The organism is Alteromonas algae, from assembly GCF_049117195.1.
In the GTDB taxonomy this organism is placed as follows: Bacteria; Pseudomonadota; Gammaproteobacteria; order Enterobacterales; family Alteromonadaceae; genus Alteromonas.
The window spans coordinates 340,956-366,245 of record NZ_CP185260.1 but is presented as its reverse complement, the minus strand read 5'-3'; the positions used below and the strand labels follow the sequence as shown (position 1 = coordinate 366,245).

Below are 25,290 nucleotides of genomic sequence, written 5' to 3'. Positions count from 1 at the left end.
GCATTACGCAACAGGTTATGCCACCGCGTTGCGCTGATGTTGTTCTACAAACTTCTTGGGGGAAACCCCTTTAATACGTTTAAACGTGGTTGAGAAATACGAGGCGGTGCCAAACCCAACGTCTAAGCACGCGTCGGTTACGGTGGCGCCGCTCAACAGCTGTGGCGTAGCTTTATCCACCCTAAATCGAGTTAGGAACTCACTAAAGTTATATTCAAATAGTTCTGATAATTTTCGATTCAAATTTCTTGAACTCATTAACATCGCTTTGGCCGCTTTATCTCGGTTAAACGACTCATCTTTGTAGTGATTCTCAAGTACGGAAATAAAATTAAGATAGAAAGACATATCTTTTTCAAGAGCCAGTTCTGGGATAATGAGGCTTTTGGGAGTATGGCTTATTTCATTCTCGATAGATGCTTCAGGCAAACTATCGCGCAAAGACAACTGGTGGGAAATTCTAACAAGAAGCTCTTCATTAGATACCGGCTTAGTTAAAAAGCAATCAACCTTTTTAGCAAACGCTTTTCGTTTTTCTTTTTCATCAGAGCATGCTGTTAATATAACCACAGGCATATTCTCATTTAGCTTTCTGACTTCATCGGTAAGCGATAGACCGTCCATTGGTGACATCATCAAGTCACTAATAACTAAATTGATATCATAGGTACGCAAAAGCGCTAATGCCTGCTTACCGGTGCTTGCAACCAGACATCTATATTTATTCGCAAGTAACGCAAAGAGATAAGACCGAAACTCTCGGTTGTCCTCAACAATAAGCAGTGTTTTTCGTTCTGCCCATTTCTGCAAAGCTTCTTCGCCGGTTTCAATTTCGTTAATATATGCGATGTCGTCAACCGGCAGCGTTACAACAAATTTTGCACCTTTACCCGGCGCGCTTTCTACTGAGACGCTCCCTTGGTTTAGCGTTACCAAACTCTTTACTAAAGATAACCCTATCCCTGTTCCTTCTTCTTCACCCGAATGAGCACGCTCAAAACGTTCGAAGATAGATTCATGGTATTCTGGAGCAATACCTTCTCCATGGTCTGATACAGAAATTTTTAGCCTCTTCTCATCACACGATGCAGACACCACGATGACGCTATGTTCAGGGCTATATTTAACAGCGTTTTCTATTAAATTACTGATTATCTTCTCTACACTATCGGTTATAAGGGAAAGGGTTTGATTACCGCGCATTTTAACATCGATTGTTTGACGCTTTTGATGAGCTAATGGCTCAAGGCTGATAACAATTTGTTTGAGGTCATTCATACTGTAGTTTTTATACAATGCGCTCTTATCGTCTATCGAAGGACCTGTTGCATTCATCTGAGCCACCAATTGCTTAATACGTTTAGCGTTTTGGTCTAATGAACCCCACGCTTGCGATATTGAAGCCTTGTCTGATTTGCTCGATTCCAATGTTCCTAACATTATTTGTACAGGTGTTCGCATTTCGTGCACGAGATCTCGTATATGTCGTTCTCTACTGCGCAGCATTTTTTCAAATTTTGATTGCCCATCAGTAAGTTCATAGCGTGTTATCCAAGCGTAAAAAGGGTGTTTATGCATTCGTAATGCTAGGGATTGAAAGTAACCGCGTTTAAAAGCGACCATTATCATGATGACTAATAAAAAGTACGCTAACCATGCAATATTGGTTAAGTAAAAAGGAGGAGATATATACAATAATACCGAGCTTATTGGCTGGCTATTATCTTCACTGGCAACTCTCGCTTGTAGTTCATACTGCCCAAAGCCTAAATCTGAGAACAATAGCGTTGCATGAGATTCAGGATGGGTTTTCCATGCATCGTCGTGACCTAATAGTCGATATTGAAGCAAGTGTTCATTATTGTTTAACAGGCTCGTCGAGCTAATACTGACTGTGAGGTTTTTTATAGGGTACTCAAACGATAATGATATTGGTGCATATGACGTGTTTTTATGAAAATGAGATTTTTCGCCTGTGAGCCAGCTAAGTTCGGTGATGGCCACTTTTGATTCTTTACTATTAAGACTTGATAGTGCCTTTTCTACTGCGCTAGGGTTAACAATATAAGAATATCGATCACCCAATATAATCATTTTGTTTTCTACATGTAAGAAACTGTCGTACTCAAAATCTGTATCAAAAATCCCTATCGATTTATCTAAGAGATATGATTTTCCTAGCTTGGGGTCATGTACATACAACCCCAAATTAGTCGCTATCCATAATTTTTTTCTCTCAGATACGGTAGCCCCTCTAACAAAGCGTAAATCTTCACTAGCTAAGATTTTACTTCGCTCAATGGCATAGGTATCCTTTTTTATTTCTATGAGACCAGTACCAGAGGAGCATAAATAATAGCTATCTAAAAACTCGACTAAACACGTAAGCCCGTACCATTCAAATTCGTCAGATTCTAACTTTTTCCATCTGTATCTAGACAATTGAATAAAAACATTATCATTTGAATCAAAAGCAGCAATTTCCCCAGTTGACAGCAATGTGGAAAAAACTATATTGCTCGGTGCTGTTAATACGTCTTTGATTTCATTATTGTCTAAAAGATAGTAATTTGCTCCCGTTGGTTCATCCACGTAAACATAATATCGTGCTTCTGATTCAGAAATAACGTGTGTACTATCATTCCCACATATCGCCTTAGTAAAAGCATTGTATATCTCATTGAGGCGTTCAACTCTCCAGTCAGAGCAGCTTTCACTTTTGGGATTATCAAACATTTTGCTTGACGTAAGACGGCCATTTTCAGTGTTAAGCGATAAGCGCAATTCATCGGTGGTGATGAAGACATCACCTTGTTCTGTAGACCCAGCAAAACGAATGTTTTTTGTAAATATATTATCGTCAATGTGAATAAAATTAACCGCTTTATGGCCTTCTGATATAACAACAAATCCTAACTGTGAAGAAGCTATTAACAACTCCCCTTGCTCTGACTCTCCCATATCCATGACACTTCTAAAACTCTCGGTTGACAGTAACGGATTTAAGAAGTCAGTTGTGCGCAATATACCTTCTTTAAGGTAATAAAGTTCCCCTGCGGCAACCCATACGTCTTCGTTTTTTGAAATGTATATCTTCTCAACTTCGATTGGATACTCTGTGTTTTTTTCAAAACGGTAAAATGTTGTTTGATTGCTGTTGATATCGACTTTATAAAGCCCTTCAGGGCCGCCAAGAAACAAATGACCAGCTCCGTATTTAACTGCATCTAGTGAGGATATATTTGGAAAATGTACTGAAAGTCGTTTTTGAGAAAATGTACGAGTTAGAGGGGAAATTGCAAGCAATCGATCATTTGAGGCCACATAGAAACTATCCTCATCGGTTGCAGTGATTGAATAAAGTGAGCGTAAGCTTGACTGCTCGTAATAGCTTCCACCATCAATCAATTCTCCTGTTTTTTTGTCATAAAAAAAAACATTATCAACAGTTGAGAGCGCTAAATAATTAGGCGATAGTTCAATGCTCCATACTTGCTTTACCCAATCTTCTTGGCTAAAGAGAACTTCTGAATCACCAGTCCGCAAATTTACTTTAAATACCCCTGCACCATATTCTACGACATATAAATAGCCGGCAGGGTCGTAGTCGATATCAGAAATTACTCCTAACGTGTTTTCTGAGCTATTAAACTCTATTCTTTTTGCTTGGCTTCCAGTGATTTGAAAGACACCGTTTTCAGATGCCAAAAAAACAGATGTATCTAAAACCTCGATATCTCGAATAATCCCAGATTTGGTAGAATTAAACTCTGTAAGACCTACAAGAGGTAGTGCAAGGACACTTTGCGACTTTACAAAAAACAGCATTAAAACTGTAAAAAATGAGCCAATCCATAGCAAAAAAACGCGAATTAGGGGCATAGTCCTTTTAGTCATATAAATCTCACTCTTCCATGAAGTAAATTATTTTGACCACAATGATTCTTATCATAAAGATAAATAACCAGAGGAATGACTATGATTAACAAGCAAAAAAACAAGTTACAAGAGTTGCAGTACGAATTTTATACTAATGTCTATGGTGGTATTGCAGGAGATAGTGATTTACCTAAAGATGAATATCATTTAGATCCAGAAAAACCCAAAAAGCCCGGTACTCGCGCGCTACACCATGAGCCATTTCATACCGGCATTTTCGGCAGCTAACTGGTCATAAATGAAGTCCCCCACATAAAGGCAGTCTTCTACGTTAAGCTGCCATTGCTTTGCCACCATCAGTAGTGCCGTTGGGTCTGGTTTGGCGGGGGCATCTTCTCGCGTTAGTACAATGTCGATAGGAATAGCGTTGTTTGCCAGCTTAATGGCCGTTGCTTCTCGGCAGTTTCGCGTAACAATGGCCATGGGAAGCTGATGAGCCGTTACCTTTTCTACCATTTGTTTCCCAATAGGCAGCCATTTGGCATGTCTAGCATCATCTAATTCATGCTGTAATATCGTATTATGTGCGTGTTGTTTGGCAACGTCACACTCTAGGTTATCTACAAAACTAAGCACATCTTCATCATGGGGGCAGCCAATTTCGTCACGAATTCTGGTGAAGTTTAAGCTCGACTCTACAAGCGTACCGTCTAAATCAAAAATAACGCCTTTAATACCGTCTAAATTCATTTTTTCTTCACCGTGCTTTATGCCAACTGTGGTTTGCAGTGTGGGCAAACTATTCTTTGTTAACCTTTACGCCATTACCGCAAGTTTGGTGCATTTTATACTTACACAAATGCGAAGTTTGCATTAGCATAGCCGCTCTTTTTTATTCTAGTGCGCTCACGCGTACAACTTATAATGGCGGGTGTAATGGGTGTATTTGCTGCGTTAGGTACTGCGCTTTGCTGGGCAATAGCCGCACGGCTTTTTAGCGCTACCGGAAATGCGTTTTCGCCGCTTTCCATGAACTTCTGGAAAGGGGTCGTGTCCATTGCCATATTGGCGGGCGTGTTAGCTATATTTCCACCCGCCCCCTATAACATGCAAGATGTGGTGTGGCTGTTATTAAGCGGTCTTATTGGTATAGGCATAGGTGACACCTGCTTCTTTAAGGCGCTGAAAAGCATTGGCGATAGTCAGGCGGTATTAGTGGCTGAAACGCTAGCGCCTCTTTTCACCGCGCTGTTCGCCATGGCATTTATTGGCGAGTGGATAACGTGGCAGCAATGGGTAGGCGTAGCAGTTGTCCTTCTTTCTGTCGATATGGTTATTAAAGCACGTAAGCGAAGTGCCACACATATTTTTGCCACATCAGGCTACTTATACGGTGTAGGGGCAGCATTGTGTCAAGCTGTCGGGGCCGTAGTTAGCCGCGATATATTGGGCAGTGGCGAAGTAGATGCCGCTAGTGCTGCTTTTTTAAGGCTTATTGGCGGTATGGCATTCGTTGTTCCGTTTATGCTCATAACAAGGTCTAAGTGGATGCCGGTCATGCACAAAAAAGGTATCTGGCCTATTTTTATTCTTGCTACATTGCTTGGCACAACTGCGGCTATTTATTTACAAATGTTCGCATTCGCCTATGCAAAAGCCGCCGTGGTTCAAACGTTAATCGCGACCAGCGCATTAATGTCCATTGGCGTGGCGTGGGTTATGGGTGAAAAGGCTACGAAAGCTACTGTTGTGTGGTCGGCCATTGCATTATGCGGCGTTGGCATTCTTGTCAGCTTTGGCTCGCCCTCACCGCATTAATATAGGCGCTGCGTACGCACATTGCGCAGTGCGCTTTTTCTCGTAGTTTGGCGCAACCGTGATCCCTTATCACCCTCGGGCTGTAGCAATAAACAGTGGTGAATGCGTAACAAGAAGGAGCGCTAAAGGTGTCAGATATAACAAGCAATAAGTCGAATGCACCCAGCGCATTGGTTTTTGATGTCAACGAAACGTTGCTTGATATGACTGCGGTAAAGCAAGGGCTGGCTTCAGTACTGAATAATGATGAAACGCTTGTAGATTTATGGTTTACCACTTTGCTTCATCATTCATTGGTAGACATTGCCAGTGCACAGTTTCATGACTTTATTGATATTGGTGCCGCGGCGTTAGTGATGGTTGCTCACGGCAAGGGAATCACCCTAAGTAATTCAACAGCAAAACAGACCATTAAAAAGCACATTACCTCTTTACCTGCCCACCCTGATGTAAAACCAGCGCTTTTAGCGCTCCAGCAATACAACATTCCCTTGATCGCATTGTCGAATTCGTCAATTGAAGGGTTGAAAGCGCAACTTGCTTTTGCGGGTATTAGCGAGTATTTCACGCATGTGCTAAGCACTGAAACCATTCGCACCTACAAACCCGCCCCCCAAGTGTATCACTGGGCGTGCAAAGAAGTAGGCGTAGAAGCAAGCCAAGCAATGATGGTGGCTGCGCATGGTTGGGATGTTAGCGGAGCAAAAGCAGCAGGCATGCGTACTGCTTTTATAGAGAGAGAAGGCAAAATGCCTTACCCGCTAGGGTTACCGCCCGACTATGTATTTAGCCACATTGGTGATGTGGCGTCGCTATTCGCAAGCGATTAGCGACATAACCGAGCGTAAATAAATCTACTGATTAGCTGCAATGGTCAGGCTCTTATTGTTGCTAAAGCCTTTAGCACCACATGAAGAACGCTTAGTTTCAAGGGCAGAGCGCTGGCGCTTTAGCCACGACTTTTGAAGGCCAGACGTCGCCTCTTTCATTTCACCGCTAACACGCACGAGTTCTTTGCCAACGTTAGCGCACTGCTTTTTATTTGGCTCAAACCCACCGTTTGCTAATGCAGAAGTAGATAAAAGAAGTGCAGAAAGGGTAATAATAATTTGCTGTTTCATGGTAGTCCCCAACAACTGGAATATCAGTCGCGTTTATTTACTTTAGTACAAGAGCAAAATTGTGCTCGCGGTCAGTGAAAAAACTATAGCAATAGATGACTATTTTTTAGGTGCCGAATTTTATACGTGGTAATAAAAACGACAATGTCGGTATTACGCACTCTTGTTTTATACACCTGAAATTTCACTTAACTACTACTAAAGCAATGCGAAGCATTTAACGGCAGTTCCTTTTTTAATGTTTTCAGTAACAGCTTTCTGAAAAACAACACCGTGAGGGCTTTTAGTAGCGGCCGATATTTAAACATCTCGTGCCGTTTAGCTCAAGCATCAAATATCAGTTTTAATGTTCACTCAGTACGGGAATATCACAATTGGGGTTAGTAAACAGCGCAATTGTAGTCGATAACAGCGGTGTTCTTGAAAACTGCAGTGTGGGGTATTGGTTCAATTCGACGCTAATATTATCGGCAACGCTAAAATCCACACGCGATCTTAATACCATGTCTATGCCAGCCTGCACACTTTCTACTTCTACGATCTCAAGCCCTGCATCTAGAAACTGGTTGTAAAAGTCAGACTCATGAGAGGTTCGCAGTAGTGCGACAGAATGACCACTAAGCTCTGATAGCGCTTCCCATTCAAATGATGACGTTAAAGACGATGTTCTCACCAGCCCAATAGTCACCATGCTTTTTGATAGTTCTATTTTTTCAGATTCGATATTATCGTTTACAGGGTAGAAGCTTGCGCACCATTTACCCTCTTTTATCAACTGTAAAATGCGTGCAGGGGGCGCAAAAGTTGGCTTCCAATGCACATTTGCATTCTTTGTTCTTTGCTGCAGTAAGGTAAACGCAACGCCATTATTTGCTGAAGAAGGCGATGTGAACGGAGGGTAATCAACCGCTAACACTGCGATACCTCTGGCAACAGAATAGTGCGGATAAGTGAAAAAAAAGGCGATTAACGCGGCAAGCATTATTCGCTGAATCATGTTCATGGCCTCACCGCTCATCCTCTATTCTATCGCTGAACTATAGCTAAGCAGCCACTAATTCACAATAACGGTTGAAGCACCTTAAAAATTCTCGAGGGAAGGTGCGCAGATATTGTCTATAACACCTGCGCATATACCGGTCACCACGATACTTTTTTACAGCCCCAGATAGCGTAATAACCTATAAAGCAATAGCACGGCAGCATTACTGCATAAGCTATCTGCCCTCCTATCGCTTCGCTCAGCCCGCCGTATACCATAGGCAGTATTGCGCCTCCTGCAATACCCATAATAAGCAGTGCCGACCCTTGTGCCGTGTACTTACCTAAATTGTTGAGCGCCAATGGCCATATTGCTGGCCAAACCAACGCGTTGGCAAAGCCAAGCAATGCAATAAGTGCAACGCTATTAGGCAGTAACGGTACGCTTGCCCATCCCCATAATAGCTCGGCAATTGATGTACTTGTGTTTGAAGCAAATAGCATTGCCACCGTCAAACTTACACCAACAAGCGCAGAACCAAGTAGTGCGTGTTGCTGGGAAAATAACCGAGGTATGCACAGTAAGCCAATAACATAGCCAATCACCATGGCGACCATGGTATAGGAGGTAAGTGTTGTTGCGTTCTCTACCCCTAACGATGAGCCGTATAAACCAATGGTGTCGCCAGCAATCACCTCTACTCCAACATAAAAAAACAAACTAATCGCACCAAGCACTAGGTGAGGGAACTGCACAATGCGTTTATCGCTGGGGCTGTTAGGTTCATTAACATCGCTGGCAGAAATATCTGGAAGATTAATGCGAGAGAAAGCCCAGGCAATAAGGACCAATGCTATCGCCATGCCCACATAAGGCTGAATAAGCGAAAATGACATATCGTTGATAAGCGCTGTACGCGTATCTATTGGCATATTGTTTAGCGACTCTTGGCTTACATCGGGCAACCCACTTAGCACCAGTGCAGTAAATACAATAGGTGCTAGCACGCCAGCCGCCTTGTTCAGTAACCCCATAAACGCAATACGCGCCGCAGCGCTTTCTTCACTGCCTAAACGCACAATAAAAGGGTTCGAGGCAGTTTGGAGAATAGTTAACCCACTTCCTACAACAAACTGCGCCAGCAAAAATATGGGGAACCACGCAGAAAGCGCTGCAGGAACAAAAAGAATGCAGCCAAAAGCTATTATGGCCAACCCTAAACTCATGCCCTTTTGATAGCCTGTTTTTTCAAGTATTTTTGCCATTGGCAACGCCATCACCACGTACGCAATGTAGAAGCAGAACGCAATTAATAACGCCTGAATCTCGGTCAGCTCACATACCATTTGTAGAAACGGAATTAACGCGCCGTTTAACCAAGTGATAAAACCAAATATAAAAAATAACAGGCCAATACTGACAATAGGAATAAAACGCCCTATTCCTTGGTGAGATGCTGTGTTCGTTGCTACGGTCATAGTGAATCACTCGCTTTGTTATTATCTTTTTTGCAGACGCCGTTTTGCCATACTTGGTTTAGCGCATTATCGTCATCAAGCACCACAAAATTGGCCGCGTATCCTACCGCCAGTTGCCCTACGGCATCACTAACATTGGCAAATGCTGCGGGGGTTTGGCTGGCCATAACGCTGGCCTTTTCAAGAGGTATTGATATGTCATTCACGCAATTCAACACCGCTTGATGCATATCTAAACAGCTGCCCGCAAGTGTGCCATCGGGGGTCGTAAGTTTTTGTCCTGAACGCGTAATTTCTGTATCGAAAAATGCAACGGTATCTTGCGCTGCACCGACATGCGCCATTGCATCGGTGACCAACATAATTTGCTTTTCACCTTTAACTTTTATGGCTAACTCTGCAGATTTTTTATGAAGGTGTTGATGGTCAACAATAAGGCCGCACGTTGCGTTGGATAACAGCGCTTCGCCTACCATTCCAGGCTCTCTGGAGGTAAATGGCGACATGGCATTAAGTAGATGAGTAAAACCAGTAGCGCCGGCTTCAAGTGCTTTTTGTACAATATCATGAGGGGCATTTGAATGGCCTAGCGCGACAATCACGCCCTCTTTTACTAACGCTGAAATAACGTCTGCAGAAACATTTTCTGGGGCAACAGTAACAATAACTTGCCCGATATCTTTACGTGTATAAACCGCAAACTCTTTATCAGATAGTGGCCGAATGAAACGGGGTAGATGTACCCCTTTTTTAGCGACAGAAAGGTGCGGCCCTTCAAAGTGAACGCCTAATACTGAAGGATGCTGCTCACGTTTCGCCTCAGCAACCGCGTTCGCCGCCGCCTCAATAGTAGTCAGATCATCAGTAATGAGTGTAGGGAAAAAACCCGTCGTACCATATTGCAAATGTGCATCGGCCATTAGCGCGATACTATCGAGTGTAGGGACATGATTGAACATCACGCCCCCCCCGCCGTTCACCTGCGTGTCGATATACCCTGGAAGCACTTTGCCTTGCACATATTCATCTACCGTCACAGCTTCTGAAAACGGTGAAATAGTAACAATACGCCCATTATTAATAGTAAACACAAGGTCTTTAACCCATGTACCGTTTATTAATGCTTTCTGAATGCGAATGTGCGTATTCATTGTGTTTTTGTTACCTTATTTAAACCCGGCGGTGAGTCAGGGTTAAGCCCCATTCTCACCGCAATTTGTTCTACATCGAGATAAAAACGCTGAAGTAATAGTAACGGTGATAACCTTGGATGAACGTTATCATTGCACGCGTTCATCTCTGAACACTCTGCTCCACGATGTTTTACGTCTTCGATTATATCGTGATGATAAGCGGCACTTTCGTCTTGAATGTTTAACGCAATAACCTTTAGTTTGTTCTCTACAAGTGTAACCGGCCCATGAATAAACTCTGCGCTACTAAATGCTTCCGCATGAATACCTAATACTTCTTTAAGCTTAAGCGCTATTTCACGACCTATTGCGTAACCAAAACCTCGCCCTAAAACCACAGCGTTTCGCGTATTATGAAGAAAAGTGTCTACTAATTGGGCTGGCTCATCAATGACTTTCTCAAGTGAGGCGGGCAATGCGTGCAACGACGCCATCAAATGGTCATCGTTATTCCAGCGTGCACATAAATGCAAAAGTGCAGATAGCGTAGCAAGATAGCTCTTGGTAGCGGCTACCGCTTTTTCTTCTCCTGCGCCAATACCAATAACCGCATCGGCCAGTTCTGCAAGCGGCGACGACTCATCGTTTACGAAAGCAATAGTGAACGCGCCGCCCTTTTTGGCCGATTCGGCCTGACGAAGAATATCAGGGCTTCGACCCGACTGCGATATAACAAATGCCACGGCACCGTTAAGATCTAACGCCTTCCCATATACGCCTGCAATAGAGAGTGCGGCGGAACTTACCGGAATACCTTTTTCAATTTCAAATAAGTATTTAGCGAATACGCCGGCATGGTCTGAAGAACCACGCCCAATAATGTAAATAAGTCGAGGCGCTATGTCGTTCAATGTAGAAACCGTACGCTTAATTACGTCGTCGTTGTTGAGCAATTGATCACGAATTACTGACGGCACTTCTCTGGCCTCACAAGCCATAATAGACTGATTCATTTAACACCCTTAGATTGAGAATAAGTAGATTTTGCGAAAAATAATGCGCCTTGCTGAGGTGACGCCTCACAAGAGACAAGCCGTGCTTTTATCTGTGAAGAAAATTTTGAGGCGTAGATATCACTCAACCCGCCTATCATGGCAAGCGGTGCTTGGTTATCTGACAGTAATCTTGTAGCGACTCGCTCTACGTAATTCGCTCCTTCTTCAAAGAACCCTACAACCGATTCCTCGTTGGTATAAAGCAAAGGCAACATGGCTTCAACGAGCGACGCATAATGATGCGTGTTAAATGCAGCGCAAGCACACACCACATCTTCCGCTTTTTTAGCGTTAAGTTTGTCGCATATTGCATCGAAAAGCCTGTCTGCAGGCGCTAGCCCATCAAAACATAATAATGTGTGCTGAACCGCTTTTAACCCTAACCATGCGCCGCTTGCGATATCACCAACAGGGAAGCCATGACCACCAACATCACGAAATACACCATTTTTCCAATGTGTACCCGATGAGCCCGTACCGATAATCAGGGCAGCCCCTTCACGACCATTATGTGCACCAATACAGGCGGCATGCAGGTCGCTTAGCAACTGAAGCGATGCAAAAGGATGAGCCCACGCCTCACAGGCTTGTCTGGCATGCGAAATGTTTGCACCAGCAAGGCCAGCGCCAACCACGCATTGGTCCATTTTAATAGGCATTGATGACTGTGCTATTGCTTTAGACACTGCGTCGAGGATTGACGATGTCGCTAGCGTACAGTCGCGCATGATATTGGCAGGCCCACTTACGCCCTCACCCAATAATGCTCCGCTTGCATCTTCAAGACGGGCACGACATTTCGTTCCACCGCCATCAATACCGATAAAATACAAATCAGTTTTCATTTATCTGTCTCATTTGCGAAAACACATTTTCAATCGCCATCAACACGATGACAGCGCTGTCATTTTTACTCGTGAAATCAACATGTTAAAGATAAACATGCCGACTCGTTTTTACTGTTCCAGCAACTCTTGTTCTCACAAAAACATTGCCTTTAACCGTTAACGGTTTTACATAGGGTGACCAGTTACTGCCATCATGGCTGTACTCCATTACGAATCCCTCAACCGGCTGCATATACATCAGGTTATCGTTTATTTTGGCCGCAGGAGGCGGTACGCGTACATTTATGTTTTGCTTGATGAGCGCTTGAAAATGCGTTGTGAATAACGCCGACTGAAACCCAGCCCAGTCTTGCTCACGTGCATTCAACAGCTCTTTTTTCGCTGAAAGCGAGTCAGCATTGACTTGCCAGTTAGACTGGTGCCACGCGCGTTCAGCCAAGGCAAGCAAACGCGGAAACATCATGTATTCCATTGCGGCTTGGTTTATTGTCACTTCTGTCCATAGCTGACCTTGAATCCCCATTAATGTTGCGGTGTCTGCATCCGCTTTTGGTGTGTAATGATTCCCCATTCGGTCTACCCATTCATTGCTATGTAGCGACAAATGCTCGGGCATTAGTGAAAACACCTTTTCAACACTCGTTGCTTTCGAGCCCCAGTAGTAACCCGGCTCAAAGGGATGGCTTGCATAAGGGAAATCGAAATATAAGACATCGGGGAATGACAGCACTACTGGAATACCAGCGCTGGAAAAGTGCGATATATTCTCGCTACCGCCCGCGGCTAAAACATCCCAGACATTTGCATAGGCACGCTTTGCATCTAGTGCATCAACCGCCTTTTCCATCCCGTCACTCCAGCCGCCAATACGTAAATTAAGCTTTGATGCAATACGCTGAACCTCTGTCACGAATTCAGGTAACAAGGTATTCGGATCTTTGTTTTGGGCTAGACACATCGGTGATTGCGACCACGCGCCTGAGGTTTCATCAGCACCAATATGAAACGTAGTTAGCGGCACTCCTGCTCTTTCGTGCAGCCTTTTTATTGACGCCATTACTGTTTCAACAAACGCGTATGTACTATCAAGGCACGGATTCATTGTGTTGTCGTTATAAAACTGCACACTTTCATACTGCGTTTTATCATTTGGATCGGTGAGCAAATACTGTGTCGCGGCGGCTTTATTCTTATGTGAAGACAAACGATGGTGCCGCGCGTTCATCGCTACTATCGCGGCCCGAGCATGGCCCGGCATGTCAAACGAGGGAATAACCTCTATCCCTCTGTCATGCGCCATTTGTACAATATCGATATAGTCTTGTTCGCTAAGATAGCCGTTACCCACAGCACTTCGATGTGGGCCGCTACCTAACTGCGGCATTAGGCAGCGCGTTTCATTCACGTCATGACAGCGAAAGGCACCCACCTCAGTAAGCTCTGGTAATGCGTCAATTTCTACACGCCAGCCTTCATCGTCGCTTAAATGCAAATGAAGTTTATTGAGCTTATAAGTAAACATTTGTGTGATAAGTGTCTCTATCGCTTGTTTACCGAGAAAGTGGCGCGCCACATCTACATGCATCCCTCTAAAGGCGAAGCGAGGAGCGTCACTGATTGTGGTGATAGGTAGGTGTTTTGTCTCTTTATCAAATAACTGCATTAACGTAAGCAACGCATAGTTTGCGCCTAGCGCTGAAGCCGCGTTAATTTCAATATCAGTGTTTGAAATAGCAAGGGTGTAGTGCGCGCGCTTCGCATCGTCTGGCAAGATGGCAACCTTCACTGGCACGCCATTTTCTGTTTCGGGTAAACCAAAACTAGAAAGCTGCGCCCTTGCAGGTGCAAGCAGTGTAGCGGTCTCTGGCGTAAACGTAACGCCGTTAATCGCCCCCGTTTTGCCTGAGTCTTCGCGCGCTGCGACTTGTGGGATCACCCTAAGTGACTTCTCTGCCAAATCATGCGGCGCGGTTAGCGATTGAGCATCATACCAATATGCACTATCCATGAGGGGCATACTGTCTTCGCTGCTGCGTAGGTACTGACTTTGTGTTCCCCACTGGTTCGCATGTTGATTAACCAATAGCTGTGTACCGGGCTCGGTAATGCGCGCCGTTGAGCTCACTATAACAGGCTCTAAATTACCAAAAGTAATGTAATAGTTGGGCATGGCATCGGAACGTACAGCATGCCAAAACGGCGATGATAAAGTGGCAGTAAACTCTGTGTTCGGCGGTATAGAGTGGTTAAACGAAACACGATGTAAATCACCGTTCACATGTTCTATGTTCACGTTACTTGACGATGTAAACCCTCTTACCGGCGCAATATGGCTGAAATAGAGAGTCGTTGATTCAGGAATAGCGTGATCTTTCGTTGAAAACGTAATACGGGAAGAAAAACACTCGCCGTCTTTTATGTGCGTACGACACACAGCGTCTTCAAGGTTACTTACAACGGCATATTGTACCGTTAACTCGCTTCCAATAACCTCAAGGAGCGCCTGGTCAACAGTGCGCTCATCAGACTGCGCCGCCGAGCAGGACATTAATATCAACGACAAGCCAAGTATTCTTCTCACTTTGCAATTCCTTGTTCTACTTACCTTTAACAGCAAAAAAAGAGGGCGAAGTAGTTAACTGCGCCCTCTTTAGCGCTTCTTTATTACAACATCTTAGAACTTCATACTTGCGCCAACGAAGACACGGCGTCCGTTGGCACTTTGCGTCCCCCCTAATCGCTTACCATCGCTTTCACGCACGTAGTAGTTCTCCCAAATTTCATTGGTTAAGTTTAGCGCTTCCGCTTTTAGCGTAATCGTTTCGGTTAGGTTCCAACTTAGCTGCGCATCAAGCTGGGCTTGCTCGTCGCGGTAACGGTCACCAATTTCAGTTTGAGCACTGAAGTACTCAGAACGGTAGTTATAGTTAAGTCGTGCACTGTAAATGTCTGTTTCATAAAACACACCTACGTTAAACGAGTCTTTTGATGTGTTCGGAAAGCTTACTGCGCGAGACGCCAATGTGGCACCCGTAATGTTTCCGTCTTCATCGGTAACTACCACCGCGTCTTCTACTAATGCATCGGCCACGTCGGTATAGGTATAGTTTGCATATCCCCCGAACCCGTTGTCGAAAACATGTTGAACCTGCAATTCAATACCATCAATCGTGGTCGAGCCACCATTTTCAGGGGTTCTTAGCTGATTAATTTGCTGCCCATCAATTTCACGCGAAACCGTTTTAGTGAAGATAAAGTCATTAATATCTTTCTTAAATACTGTGATAGCCGCAATAGATGACTCGCTAAAGTACCATTCTGCGCCAACCTCAAACTGATTCGCAGTAAGTGGGTTTAATTGTGGGTTACCTGCCGAGCCCGAACTGGTCTCTGGCGTTAGGTTAACCGCAGGCGCCAATTGGAAAGGAGCGGGGCGTGTTAGTACACGTGAGGCTGCCATTCGTAATAACACATCATCACTTAGGTCGTAAGATAAGTTAATGCTAGGTAGCCACTCATTGTATCCACCGTCAAATGCAACCGCTTCTCCAGTATTCAAATCGAAGCCGTTAGACGTTGAGTCTGTCTCTACATAACGAAGACCTACGTTACCTCTGAATCCATCACCACTGAAGACAGCCATGGCATACAGCGCCGTAATATCTTCTTCAATTTCAAACGATGATTCTGATAAGAATTGGTCGGTTCTACGACATAGCGTAGTAGCATCACCTGCACATTCGGCTACGTTGTATAATGCACTATACATACTGTCTTTATTTGGGAAGAAGTAGCTCGCGCCCACTGCATTGGTATCTGAGTGAGAAACATTCACCATTTCGCCTGTCCAGAAGTCTGACGCTGGACCTAAGCTGCCCTCTCCCACTGGCGCGAGGTTAGCAAGGTCGGTTCTGAAACGTGACTGAGAAAAGCTTCTATCGCGACGCTTAACACCTGTTTTGATTTCCGAAACCACACCCCAATCTACGCTATGTGAGTAGTCAAATTGAACATAGTTCTCTTTATCTTCGGTAGAGTTTTGTTGATCAAAAATACCGCCTAGCCACATTTCATCGGTGGGGTTTTCAAGCCATGGACTTGCCGTTGTGAAGTCGATGTAAGGTGCGTCGCCACCTGGGTTATAAAAGTCAAAGGCAGCACGTGGGTCATTTGCATCGGCCCAAAATTCTGTAAAGAAGTCGCGGTTTTCACCTTCACCTGTGGTAGTACCTAATTGAAAATGAAGATTGCCATCACCAATAATATAGTTACCTTCTATATCGAGTAATTCTGTCGACATCTCAGAACCGTCGCGGAAGATATTGTCATAAGCAATAAAGCGCGCCCATGCCGGTCGCTGCGGAACACCCACTACATTCAACGACTCAACAACACCATCGCTACTTACGGTACCCGTATTCGTGTCTTCGCCCATGTAAGCGATACCGCGAAATGGAATACCAATTAAGTTAGAGTTAACGTTATCTGCTTTTAATGTCGACGATAAGTAATGTACCGATACATCGAAGTTGTCTGTCGGTGCCCACTGCGCGGTAACGTCAAAACCTACACGCTCACGCTCTTGTTTAAATAATGCAGAACCCATTCCCCACGGTAAAGCCCCTTTTTGTGTTGCCCCTGCAGGCGCTTCAATAAGCGGGTCGATACGCGGAATGCTAGGGCCAAACCATCCAAAATCTTCGTTTGTTTCGCGTTCTACCGTACGCTCTTGATATGAGCCAGAAAATAGAATGCCGAACGTTTCGTCATCGTTTTTCCAGCTATAAAGGCCTGACAACGATGGGTCGATTTGCTCTGCGATATCACCATACTGCGCTTCTACTGAAATTTGGCCTGAGTTTGCATCTAAATCGAAAGGCTTCCTGGTTTTCAGGATAACGGTTCCACCTAGTGCGCCTTCGTCAATATCAGCCTGAGAAGACTTATACACTTCTAGCCCTGCAATCATCTCAGAGGCCAGAATTTCAAAGTTAAAGTTACGCGTTGCGTCTGATAGTACAAACCACTGCCCAGTACCGACTGCCTGGCCGTTAACTAATGTTAAGTTTTGGTCTGGTTGTACGCCACGAATAGTCACACCCTGACCTTCACCAAAGTCTCTGTCTATCGTTATACCCGGCACGCGAGCAAGCGTTTCCGCAACGTTTTTATCGGGAAACTTGCCAATATCTTCTGCGGTTATGGCATCGACAATCGCACTTGAAAAACGTTTTGTGTTTATGTTGGCCTTTTGGCTTCCACGGATCCCTGTGACTTCAATCACCTCTGTTTCAGTTGCTTGCTCTTGGGCATAGGCCACCGGCATAGCCATACTACTGAATGCGCCCATAGCAATGGCGAGGCGAACGCTTTTTGTTAGTTTACTTTGTTGTTTTTTATACATTGTGTGAACCTTCTCTCAGCCAAAATGACAACGCTGTCATTTATTATAATAATAAAATGACAGGCGTTGTTATAGGGTTGCATTATTAGATGACAACGCTGTCATTAGATGTTAAGTTACATCACGAAATGTAAAGCTGCAAACGCAAATTTAACAATTAAGTAATAAAAACTGCTTTTTTGTTGATTTTTAAAGCAATTTTTTATTCAGGAGAGTACGTTGGCTGCCACCATTAAAAGTGTTGCCGAGTTAGCGGGCGTTTCTATCAAAACCGTATCTCGGGTTATAAACAAAGAAGGCACGGTTAAGCCCGATACGTTAAAACGGGTTGAAGAGGCGATTGCCTCCCTTCGCTATACCCCCAATAAAGCCGCAAGAGATTTAGCCAGTAAGGCGGCATCGGTGCTAGGTTACGTATACGACAACCCTAACGCGTATTACATTATCGATATGCAAAATGGCATTTTGGATGTCTGCAAAAAGAATAATTACGAATTGCTTATTCACCCTTGTGATGCAAGCTCAACCAATATATCCCAAGAATTAGTTGAAATGGTTAATGCGGCGCAGTTAGCTGGGTTAGTGCTATCGCCACCGCTTTCGGAAATGCCGAACGTATTGTCACACTTAGATGAAAACAATATTAGTTACGTACGCATATTGTCCGGCGAACGCGAGCAGGATACTTCACTGCCTTATGTACTTGTAAACGACTTTAAAGCCGCATTTGATATTACTAACCACTTACTAGAAAAAGGTCACCAACGCATTGCATTTATTGCTGGTGATGAAATTCATAAATCAACTATTGAACGGCTAAATGGCTATAAAGCGGCGCTAACTAACGCGAACATCCCCATAGAAGAGAGCCTGATTATTCAAGGGTCTTACTCTTTTGAAACGGGGGTAAAAAGCTCAGAAACAATCTTATCTATGGCTGTTCGTCCTACTGCGGTTTTTGCCTGTAACGATGAAATAGCAGCGGGTACGCTATTCGGTGCACGTATGAACGGTATTGATGTGCCAAGCGATCTTGCCATAGCGGGTTTCGAGAATAGCCCCTTCTCACGCCAAACCTTTCCACCGCTAACGACCGCATCGCAGCCTACCGACCAAATTGCACAATATGCAACGTCTTCGCTTATCCATTTCTTGAAAGCGAAAAAGAATAAGGTATCTCATGAGAACCTTGCTCATACCTTTGTCCCTAAGTTGGTGGTACGTGAATCAACAGAGGCATCAAAATGAATGCGTTACCTCATAACATACTCGTTGTAGGTGGCGGCACCGCAGGGTGGATGACAGCATGCTATTTGGCAAGGGCTCATGAATTACAACAAGCCAACGTTGGTGCGCCCTCACCATGCAACATTACCCTATTGGAATCTAGTACAATTGGTACTGTTGGTGTTGGCGAGGGTTCCACCCCATATTTGCGTCATTTCTTTTCCTATTTAGGCGTTAATGAAGAAGACTGGATGCCTGCATGCAGCGCGACGTATAAAATGGGTATCAGCTTTGAGGGCTGGACTACACCACACGCCACAACATCCTACTTTCATCCATTTTTTTCAGAACTCGATGTGACTACGGCAAATCAATTTTTTGATGCTGTAAACGCACGCAGAAAAGGGGTCGCGACGGACGTCAACCCTGCTCACTATTTCAGCGCTGCGCAAATGGTCGAGCAACATATATCCCCTGTTAATATTGATAAAAATATACAGCTAGATTACGCCTACCATTTCGATGCGGGTCTTCTCGGTGAGTTCCTTAAAGCCTATGCGCTAAAAAAAGGGGTGACCCATAAAGTAGGAACGGTTACCGACGTAGCGGTTGATTCAAACACTATCCAATCAGTTTCAACCGACTTCTACGGCCAACTTAATGCTGACTTATTTGTAGATTGCTCTGGTTTTATTGGGTTACTTGGTAAGCAAGCCTTAAAGAAACCTTTTACATCCTATTCAGATACGCTTTATAACGATGCCGCAGTCGCAATTGCGACACCTAAAACAGCAAAATCAACGACCCAGTATCAAACCCGCTCTATTGCACTGAAGTACGGTTGGCAATGGGAAATACCGCTTACCTCACGAGTAGGTAATGGGTATGTCTACAGCTCTCAATTTTGCTCGAAAGACGACGCAGAAAACGAGTTAAGGCAAACGCTACAAATGGACGACGGTGATGCGCGCCATCTTAAAATAGAAGTTGGCCGATTAAATGAACATTGGCAGGGTAATTGTTTATCGATTGGCCTTTCCCAAGGTTTTATTGAGCCATTGGAAGCCACAGCACTGATGCTTGTTCAATATGCGTTGCACCACTTTATCGACAGTTGGCAGCATACTGTAACGCCTTTACTTGCGCAGCCTGCTTACAATAAAGAAATGAATAGAATGTTCGATGGCATACGCGATTACATTGCTGCGCACTACTACTTAAACACGCGTACAGACTCACCCTATTGGCAAGCATGTCGTAACGACATCAAAGTACCTGACACGTTAGCCTTTCTACTAAACGCATGGGACAACGGCGAGCGCTTTGAAACCGCACTCAATGCGGTTGATGCAAACTTAGTCTATTTACGCCCTTCTTGGTACTGCATTTTTGCTGGCATGCAGCGCTTCTCTCAACACAAAGACAGCGCTAAACCAAACGTTAACGCGTTGCAAAGCCTGTCAGCAACTCTACGTCAACACCAACGCTAGCCATAAGGGTAGCGTTGGTCGCTCAGCCTATTTCACTTTTTAATTCAGACAACATATTCAGCGCGCTTGTACCTTGCATCGAAAACGGGTTAAACAGGTCTGTACTCGAATACTTTAGCATGAGTTTTCGCGTTAACTTTGACTCTGAGACATACCCCATATCCCAATCACCGAAGTCCCGTTTATAAATTTCGGAGTACGCTAAAATCAGCATATCGTCGTGTCTTGAGTCAGTACTAATGGTATTGAAAATTTTGTTTACAGCAGCACGAGAGCCCTCTAAACACTGAAGGAAGTAGGTGGAATTAAAACAAAGCATTCCCGTTATGCCCAGCGCCTTATTATTATCGCGCGCAGACGCCAAAATAGATTCCACATCACCGGGTAAAAACATATCACTTACTTTACTGGCGTAAATCAGTTGAACAAGAAACATCTTAACTCTCCCAATCTTAAAGATAACATTTATATCAGGCGTCAAATAACACCTTATCAGCAGGGCTCCTAAACGCTATCGTCCTATGATTGGTCTCAATAATTCCTTTATTACTTAGCCGCTTCATAAGGCGACTAAGTGTCTCTACCGCGATGCCTAAGTAATTGGCAATGTCTAAACGCGACATTGATAACTCAAAGGTATGCTGTTCAGGGTATGTACCGCTATATTCTTCATATAAAAAATGAATTAACCGCGTTTCCGCTTCCATCGTGTTAATTGCTGAGTAATGGTGCTGACGCTTCACTAAACGCTCGCTTATTACGCTAAGCATTTCTGACGCCAATACAGGTGATGCGTGCAAGGCACGCTCAAAATCGCTTTTCTCAATTTTGAGCACTTTGGTATATGCCATCACTTTTACGCTTTCTTGGTAATGCGCGTTGCTAAAACCTGAAAGCCCTATAAGGTCGCGGGGATGATAGAACTCAAGGATACGCTCATTACTCGCTCCCTCTTTTAGCATTGCTTTGGCGCTGCCTAAGCACATTACGTAAAAACCATCGTACTGCTCGCCTTGCTGTATAAGCGTATCGCCCTTATCAAAGGTTAGCACGCGCTTAGCGATCGCCTTTAAGCTGCCCTTGTTAGCACAGCATTCACTTGCAAACGGGCAGTAATTACACGCGTCAAATACCGTATCACTATCCATAACCTTAACCTCTGTCATTTTGCAAAGCGCATTCAAAACTCGAAACACCTAGACAAAAGTAGTAGTTTTTTTTGCATAAAGTTATTGTGTGTATTATCACTATAAGTAAGTAGAAACCACAATCACCACCAATTTGGCGAAATTAATGACAGTCTTGAGCCAAAAAAAAGGGAAAGGGATTTGCAAAACTCTCGGAATGTAGTGCATATCATCGACGACGATGCATTGTTGATAGAAACCATTGGGTTGATTTTTGATACCATTGGTATTTCGCACGCCCATTACGATAGCGCTGAAACGTTCTTACGTGCTTTCCCTAAGGAAGCATTTAAAGAAATGTCAGGCTGTATTGTTTGTGATATACGAATGCCGGGCATCGGAGGCATTGCGTGTCAGCATATTCTAAATAGCTACGAATCTGCACTGCCGATTATTTTTGTAACAGGCTTTGCCGATGTAAAAATGGCTGTCGATACCATGCGTGATGGCGCCTTTAATTTTGTTGAAAAGCCGTTTCGTCATCAAGTACTCATTGAAACGGTTCAGCAAGCACTTAGCCACAACGAAAAAATACTTGCACAGCTCACCAAACGGCAAAGCGTCGAGGTTGCTTTGGAACGCCTGTCAAAGCGGGAGCTGTCAGTACTCGACTTATTAGTAGACGGTCACCCAAATAAAACCATTGCCTCTACATTGAATATTAGCCTACGCACTGTAGAAGTGCACCGCGCGCATGTACTAGAAAAAATGATGACCAAGAACGTTGCTGAGTTGGTCAAAAAAGTGATGATGATTAGATAGTAAGGGCGGTTGGCTACTGCCCTAAAGGCACAAAATAAATAAGGCTTGCGTATTACTGCAAGCCTTTATAAATACTTCTAAACGATAACGTTAGTTACTTGGCAAGTAGCCTTACAATTGCTTCACCCACTGCATGTGCGCTAGCGGGGTTCTGCCCTGTGATCACGCGGTCATCTTCGACAACAAACGTTCCCCACGGCTGAACTTTATTAAAGCGAGCGGCTTTGCGTGTAAGCGCCTCTTCTAATAAGAATGGAATATCATCAATGGTGCCATAATCAACTTCTTCTTCACGCGTAAACCCCGTTACCGATTTTGTTGCTAGCAGTGCGTCGCCGTTACTTAGCGTAATAGGCAGCAATGCACCAGGGCCATGACATACCGACGCTATAACACCACCGTTTTCATAATGCGCCGCGCTTAGTTTAGCAAAATCTTCGTTGGTGGCTAAATCAGATAGCAAGCCAAACCCGCCAGGATAGAAAACAGCATCGTAATCGCTAATTGTTACCTGTGAGACGGGTAAAGTATTGTTGATACGGTTTTGGAAATCTTCACTCGCTAACACGTTTTTATTTACGTCGTCGCCTTCAATGTCTTGTCCATATACCGGGGCTTCCCCCCCTTTTATAGAGGCAATATCGTAATCAATTCCTGCTTCGTTAAATACATGCACCACATGAGTCAATTCAGGAGAGAACGTACCGTTTTCCTGATCGGTGTCGCCTAACGTTGCATGGTTTGTTACTGGAATAAGTACTTTTTTCATCGTTTTTCCTCTCGAATATTAAATTATAAGGGGTTTTTCACCGTAGCCACACTGTAATTCATTGCCCTATAAATGATAATATGCAAAATTTAATAAACTATATTGCCATATAGCAACAATAGAGACCTTATGGACAGTTTTGATGGAATTATCGAGTTTGTTGCCGTTGCCGAAGCAAACGGTTTTTCCGCCGCGGCCAGACAGCTAGGGTGCAGTACCAGCCATGTTAGCCGACAAATAGCCCGCTTAGAAAAGCGTGTAGGATGCGCGCTGCTAGCCCGCTCCACTCGTGTGGTATCACTTACAGAGAATGGCACCGAATATTATCACCAAGCAAGAGCGCTTGTGGTGGGGTTACAACAGGCCAATGACCGCGTGAACCAGCAGCAGTTTTTGTTAAACGGCACATTAAGAGTAAGTGCAGCGGGCGGGTTTGCCGAACATTTTGTTGCCCCCGCGTTGATGGAGTTTGGTGCCCAACACCCCCAACTTAGTATTGATTTAGACCTCAATAGCCGCTTTGTGAATTTGCTTGAAGATGGCATCGATTTCGCTATCCGCTATGGAGAACTAAACGACTCTAACTTGGTGGCCCGCAAATTAGTTAACCGCCCAATGATGGCCGTTGCAAGTAAGCCTTATTTAAAAAAGCATGGCACTCCAACACTGCCTCAGCACCTAAAGCAGCACAGCTGCATTGTTTCTAATAACGACACATGGAAATTCAATGTTGAAGGCAATCAAGAAGCAATTAAGGTAAAAGGGCGATGGCGTAGTAACAACACCAACGTGCTTTTAGACGCTTGCAAAAGAGGGTTGGGCATAGCCTATATGCCCAAAAGCACATTCAACGATGCGCTAGAAAAAGACCAATTAGTGCCAATACTCCAGCCCTTTTGGGGGCAAGGCGCAAGCAGTTGGATTGTATATCAAAATAAGCGTTTCATGCCTTCACGGGTAAGGCTTGCCATAGATTTTCTTGTTCAACATTTTGCAGACTGGCACGAGTAGCTGTCATACACCCACCAGCGCAGCATGCACAATTTTATGAATAGCGTGCGCTGCGTTTTGCGCGTGGTGAGCATGATAATAGTTAAAGTCGAGAGCCACTGCCTGTCTTTCTAATGTAATCGAATACCGTTTGTGAGATATCTTTGATATCGCACACCACCGATGCTGCACCGAGCTTTATTGCCTCACCTGGCATGCCGAAAACGACACATGAGGCCTCATCTTGTGCAATGGTAAACGCCCCACTTTGCCTCATAGCGGATAAACCAAGCGCACCGTCTTTTCCCATACCCGTCATAATGATGCCAATCGCATTTTTACCGACACACTGGCTGATTGACTCAAACAACACATCTACCGAAGGTTTATGGCCACTAACTCTGGGTTTGTCGATTAATATCGTACGGTAGTCAGCGCCACTTTTTTCAATTCCCATATGTATATCACCAGGCGCGATGAAAACTGACCCCGGTAGTAAGCGCTCACCGCCTTTTGCTTCACAAACATTTACATTGCATAACGCATTTAGGCGGTCGGCAAAGGTTTTAGTAAACCCCGGCGGCATATGCTGCGTTATTACTACGGCGGGCGCATTGGCTGGCAAGCTTAATAAAAATGTTTTTATTGTTTCCGTCCCGCCCGTTGATGCTCCCACAGCAATGATTTTCTCGGTACCGCTTATGATTGATTGTTGTTTCACGTTGTCTTGAGACTGTGCGCGTTTTGCAACCTTCGACGATGCAGCAATTCTGACTTTCTCTACAATAAGCTGGCGATACTCTTCAATACCTTCAGCAACGCCTATTTTGGGTTTAGCAATATAGTCGACAGCACCTAACTCCAAGCTTTTAAGCGTAGCGTCTGCCCCCTTTTCAGTAAGGGTAGATATCATCAAAACAGGGGTAGGTCTGGCCTTCATTAACTTACCTAGAAACGTAATGCCATCTACTTTTGGCATTTCTATATCAAGCGTTATGACATCAGGCGAAAATTTATTAACCATATCTCGTGCCACGTAAGCATCGGGAGCAGCGCCAACGACCTGCATGTCTTTTTCTTTAGACAATATTTCTTTAAGCAGGCTACGAATTAACGCAGAGTCATCGACAATGAGTACTTTAATCAT

21 protein-coding genes are annotated in these 25,290 nt (G+C 44.2%); 7 read left to right on the top strand and 14 right to left on the bottom strand.

Annotation, left to right across the window (positions count from 1 at the left end; translation table 11 throughout):
* Positions 1-15: 15 nt before the first annotated feature.
* Entirely contained in the window at positions 16-3,828 is a 3,813-nt protein-coding gene (locus tag ACOJRU_RS01595) for an ATP-binding protein (RefSeq protein WP_421133323.1), read from the bottom strand.
* 150 nt (positions 3,829-3,978) lie between these two features.
* Between ACOJRU_RS01595 and ACOJRU_RS01590 the strand changes: the two genes are divergently transcribed.
* The gene (locus ACOJRU_RS01590) at positions 3,979-4,167 is read left to right on the top strand and encodes a hypothetical protein (RefSeq protein WP_421133322.1); all 189 of its coding nucleotides are present in this window, start codon (positions 3,979-3,981) and stop codon (positions 4,165-4,167) included.
* Here the strand turns inward: ACOJRU_RS01590 and ACOJRU_RS01585 are convergent.
* Positions 4,126-4,629, bottom strand: coding sequence for an HAD family hydrolase (locus ACOJRU_RS01585; RefSeq protein WP_421134690.1), 504 nt, complete (start codon positions 4,627-4,629; stop codon positions 4,126-4,128). The two genes, ACOJRU_RS01590 and ACOJRU_RS01585, sit on opposite strands and share 42 nt — an antisense overlap.
* Before the next feature lie 186 nt (positions 4,630-4,815).
* Here ACOJRU_RS01585 and ACOJRU_RS01580 point away from each other — a divergent pair, with 186 nt between their 5' ends.
* Positions 4,816-5,697: a DMT family transporter gene (locus ACOJRU_RS01580; RefSeq protein WP_421133321.1), complete on the top strand. Its 882-nt coding sequence runs from the start codon at positions 4,816-4,818 to the stop codon at positions 5,695-5,697.
* A gap of 203 nt (positions 5,698-5,900) precedes the next feature.
* On the top strand, positions 5,901-6,527 hold the full coding sequence (locus ACOJRU_RS01575) for a haloacid dehalogenase type II (protein WP_421134689.1): 627 nt from the start codon (positions 5,901-5,903) through the stop codon (positions 6,525-6,527).
* A gap of 24 nt (positions 6,528-6,551) precedes the next feature.
* On the opposite strand, the gene ACOJRU_RS01570 is transcribed toward ACOJRU_RS01575, so the two are convergent.
* The 8 genes from ACOJRU_RS01570 to ACOJRU_RS01535 form a co-directional block, all read right to left on the bottom strand.
* Positions 6,552-6,818, bottom strand: coding sequence for a hypothetical protein (locus ACOJRU_RS01570; RefSeq protein ID WP_421133320.1), 267 nt, complete (start codon positions 6,816-6,818; stop codon positions 6,552-6,554).
* 343 nt (positions 6,819-7,161) lie between these two features.
* On the bottom strand, positions 7,162-7,821 hold the full coding sequence (locus ACOJRU_RS01565) for a hypothetical protein (protein WP_421133319.1): 660 nt from the start codon (positions 7,819-7,821) through the stop codon (positions 7,162-7,164).
* A 137-nt stretch (positions 7,822-7,958) separates the two neighbouring features.
* Positions 7,959-9,278, bottom strand: a complete 1,320-nt coding sequence (locus ACOJRU_RS01560; RefSeq protein ID WP_421133318.1) for a sugar MFS transporter — start codon at positions 9,276-9,278, stop codon at positions 7,959-7,961.
* Complete coding sequence (gene nagA / locus ACOJRU_RS01555) at positions 9,275-10,429, bottom strand: N-acetylglucosamine-6-phosphate deacetylase (RefSeq protein WP_421133317.1); 1,155 nt, start codon at positions 10,427-10,429, stop codon at positions 9,275-9,277. The genes ACOJRU_RS01560 and nagA overlap by 4 nt, the downstream gene beginning before the upstream one ends.
* Complete coding sequence (gene nagB-II, locus ACOJRU_RS01550) at positions 10,426-11,424, bottom strand: glucosamine-6-phosphate deaminase NagB-II (protein ID WP_421133316.1); 999 nt, start codon at positions 11,422-11,424, stop codon at positions 10,426-10,428. Before nagB-II ends, nagA begins: the two co-directional genes overlap by 4 nt.
* On the bottom strand, positions 11,421-12,311 hold the full coding sequence (locus ACOJRU_RS01545; RefSeq protein WP_421133315.1) for a BadF/BadG/BcrA/BcrD ATPase family protein: 891 nt from the start codon (positions 12,309-12,311) through the stop codon (positions 11,421-11,423). Before ACOJRU_RS01545 ends, nagB-II begins: the two co-directional genes overlap by 4 nt.
* A gap of 85 nt (positions 12,312-12,396) precedes the next feature.
* The gene (locus tag ACOJRU_RS01540; protein WP_421133314.1) at positions 12,397-14,895 is read right to left on the bottom strand and encodes a family 20 glycosylhydrolase; all 2,499 of its coding nucleotides are present in this window, start codon (positions 14,893-14,895) and stop codon (positions 12,397-12,399) included.
* A gap of 93 nt (positions 14,896-14,988) precedes the next feature.
* A complete protein-coding gene (locus tag ACOJRU_RS01535; RefSeq protein ID WP_421133313.1) occupies positions 14,989-17,718 on the bottom strand; it encodes a TonB-dependent receptor in 2,730 nt (909 codons plus the stop codon).
* Between the two features lie 219 nt (positions 17,719-17,937).
* On the opposite strand from ACOJRU_RS01535, the gene ACOJRU_RS01530 reads away from it, so the two are divergent.
* Positions 17,938-18,966 (top strand): LacI family DNA-binding transcriptional regulator, encoded by a 1,029-nt coding sequence (locus ACOJRU_RS01530; RefSeq protein WP_421133312.1) that lies wholly within the window; start codon positions 17,938-17,940, stop codon positions 18,964-18,966.
* Entirely contained in the window at positions 18,963-20,435 is a 1,473-nt protein-coding gene (locus ACOJRU_RS01525; RefSeq protein WP_421133311.1) for a tryptophan halogenase family protein, read from the top strand. Before ACOJRU_RS01530 ends, ACOJRU_RS01525 begins: the two co-directional genes overlap by 4 nt.
* A 22-nt stretch (positions 20,436-20,457) precedes the next feature.
* Here ACOJRU_RS01525 and ACOJRU_RS01520 read toward each other — a convergent pair whose 3' ends face one another.
* Both ACOJRU_RS01520 and ACOJRU_RS01515 read right to left on the bottom strand, forming a co-directional pair.
* Positions 20,458-20,871 carry a BLUF domain-containing protein gene (locus ACOJRU_RS01520; RefSeq protein WP_421133310.1) on the bottom strand — a complete coding sequence of 138 codons (414 nt, stop codon included), beginning with the start codon at positions 20,869-20,871 and terminating at the stop codon, positions 20,458-20,460.
* 34 nt (positions 20,872-20,905) lie between these two features.
* Complete coding sequence (locus ACOJRU_RS01515) at positions 20,906-21,583, bottom strand: Crp/Fnr family transcriptional regulator (RefSeq protein ID WP_421133309.1); 678 nt, start codon at positions 21,581-21,583, stop codon at positions 20,906-20,908.
* 180 nt (positions 21,584-21,763) lie between these two features.
* Here ACOJRU_RS01515 and ACOJRU_RS01510 point away from each other — a divergent pair, with 180 nt between their 5' ends.
* Positions 21,764-22,384, top strand: coding sequence for a response regulator transcription factor (locus ACOJRU_RS01510; protein ID WP_421133308.1), 621 nt, complete (start codon positions 21,764-21,766; stop codon positions 22,382-22,384).
* Positions 22,385-22,478: 94 nt separating this feature from the next.
* On the opposite strand, the gene ACOJRU_RS01505 is transcribed toward ACOJRU_RS01510, so the two are convergent.
* Positions 22,479-23,153 (bottom strand): type 1 glutamine amidotransferase domain-containing protein, encoded by a 675-nt coding sequence (locus ACOJRU_RS01505; RefSeq protein WP_421133307.1) that lies wholly within the window; start codon positions 23,151-23,153, stop codon positions 22,479-22,481.
* Positions 23,154-23,282: 129 nt separating this feature from the next.
* Here ACOJRU_RS01505 and ACOJRU_RS01500 point away from each other — a divergent pair, with 129 nt between their 5' ends.
* Positions 23,283-24,164 (top strand): LysR family transcriptional regulator, encoded by an 882-nt coding sequence (locus tag ACOJRU_RS01500; protein WP_421133306.1) that lies wholly within the window; start codon positions 23,283-23,285, stop codon positions 24,162-24,164.
* An 82-nt stretch (positions 24,165-24,246) separates the two neighbouring features.
* Here the strand turns inward: ACOJRU_RS01500 and ACOJRU_RS01495 are convergent, their stop codons facing one another.
* Positions 24,247-25,290: a protein-glutamate methylesterase/protein-glutamine glutaminase gene (locus tag ACOJRU_RS01495; RefSeq protein WP_421133305.1), complete on the bottom strand. Its 1,044-nt coding sequence runs from the start codon at positions 25,288-25,290 to the stop codon at positions 24,247-24,249.

What these genes read in the sequence shown, in the direction of transcription:
- ACOJRU_RS01585 (WP_421134690.1), bottom strand. Translation starts at nt 4,629, where the DNA reads ATGAATTTAGACGGTATTAAAGGCGTTATTTTTGATTTAGACGGTACG.
- ACOJRU_RS01575 (WP_421134689.1), top strand. Translation starts at nt 5,901, where the DNA reads ATGACTGCGGTAAAGCAAGGGCTGGCTTCAGTACTGAATAATGATGAA.
- ACOJRU_RS01515 (WP_421133309.1), bottom strand. Translation starts at nt 21,583, where the DNA reads ATGGATAGTGATACGGTATTTGACGCGTGTAATTACTGCCCGTTTGCA.
- ACOJRU_RS01535 (WP_421133313.1), bottom strand. Translation starts at nt 17,718, where the DNA reads ATGTATAAAAAACAACAAAGTAAACTAACAAAAAGCGTTCGCCTCGCC.
- ACOJRU_RS01545 (WP_421133315.1), bottom strand. Translation starts at nt 12,311, where the DNA reads ATGAAAACTGATTTGTATTTTATCGGTATTGATGGCGGTGGAACGAAA.
- ACOJRU_RS01495 (WP_421133305.1), bottom strand. Translation starts at nt 25,290, where the DNA reads ATGATTAAAGTACTCATTGTCGATGACTCTGCGTTAATTCGTAGCCTG.
- ACOJRU_RS01520 (WP_421133310.1), bottom strand. Translation starts at nt 20,871, where the DNA reads ATGTTTCTTGTTCAACTGATTTACGCCAGTAAAGTAAGTGATATGTTT.
- ACOJRU_RS01505 (WP_421133307.1), bottom strand. Translation starts at nt 23,153, where the DNA reads ATGAAAAAAGTACTTATTCCAGTAACAAACCATGCAACGTTAGGCGAC.
- nagA (WP_421133317.1), bottom strand. Translation starts at nt 10,429, where the DNA reads ATGAATACGCACATTCGCATTCAGAAAGCATTAATAAACGGTACATGG.
- ACOJRU_RS01580 (WP_421133321.1), top strand. Translation starts at nt 4,816, where the DNA reads ATGGGTGTATTTGCTGCGTTAGGTACTGCGCTTTGCTGGGCAATAGCC.
- ACOJRU_RS01595 (WP_421133323.1), bottom strand. Translation starts at nt 3,828, where the DNA reads ATGCTGTTTTTTGTAAAGTCGCAAAGTGTCCTTGCACTACCTCTTGTA.
- ACOJRU_RS01500 (WP_421133306.1), top strand. Translation starts at nt 23,283, where the DNA reads ATGGACAGTTTTGATGGAATTATCGAGTTTGTTGCCGTTGCCGAAGCA.
- ACOJRU_RS01565 (WP_421133319.1), bottom strand. Translation starts at nt 7,821, where the DNA reads ATGAACATGATTCAGCGAATAATGCTTGCCGCGTTAATCGCCTTTTTT.
- ACOJRU_RS01570 (WP_421133320.1), bottom strand. Translation starts at nt 6,818, where the DNA reads ATGAAACAGCAAATTATTATTACCCTTTCTGCACTTCTTTTATCTACT.
- ACOJRU_RS01525 (WP_421133311.1), top strand. Translation starts at nt 18,963, where the DNA reads ATGAATGCGTTACCTCATAACATACTCGTTGTAGGTGGCGGCACCGCA.
- ACOJRU_RS01590 (WP_421133322.1), top strand. Translation starts at nt 3,979, where the DNA reads ATGATTAACAAGCAAAAAAACAAGTTACAAGAGTTGCAGTACGAATTT.
- ACOJRU_RS01560 (WP_421133318.1), bottom strand. Translation starts at nt 9,278, where the DNA reads ATGACCGTAGCAACGAACACAGCATCTCACCAAGGAATAGGGCGTTTT.
- nagB-II (WP_421133316.1), bottom strand. Translation starts at nt 11,424, where the DNA reads ATGAATCAGTCTATTATGGCTTGTGAGGCCAGAGAAGTGCCGTCAGTA.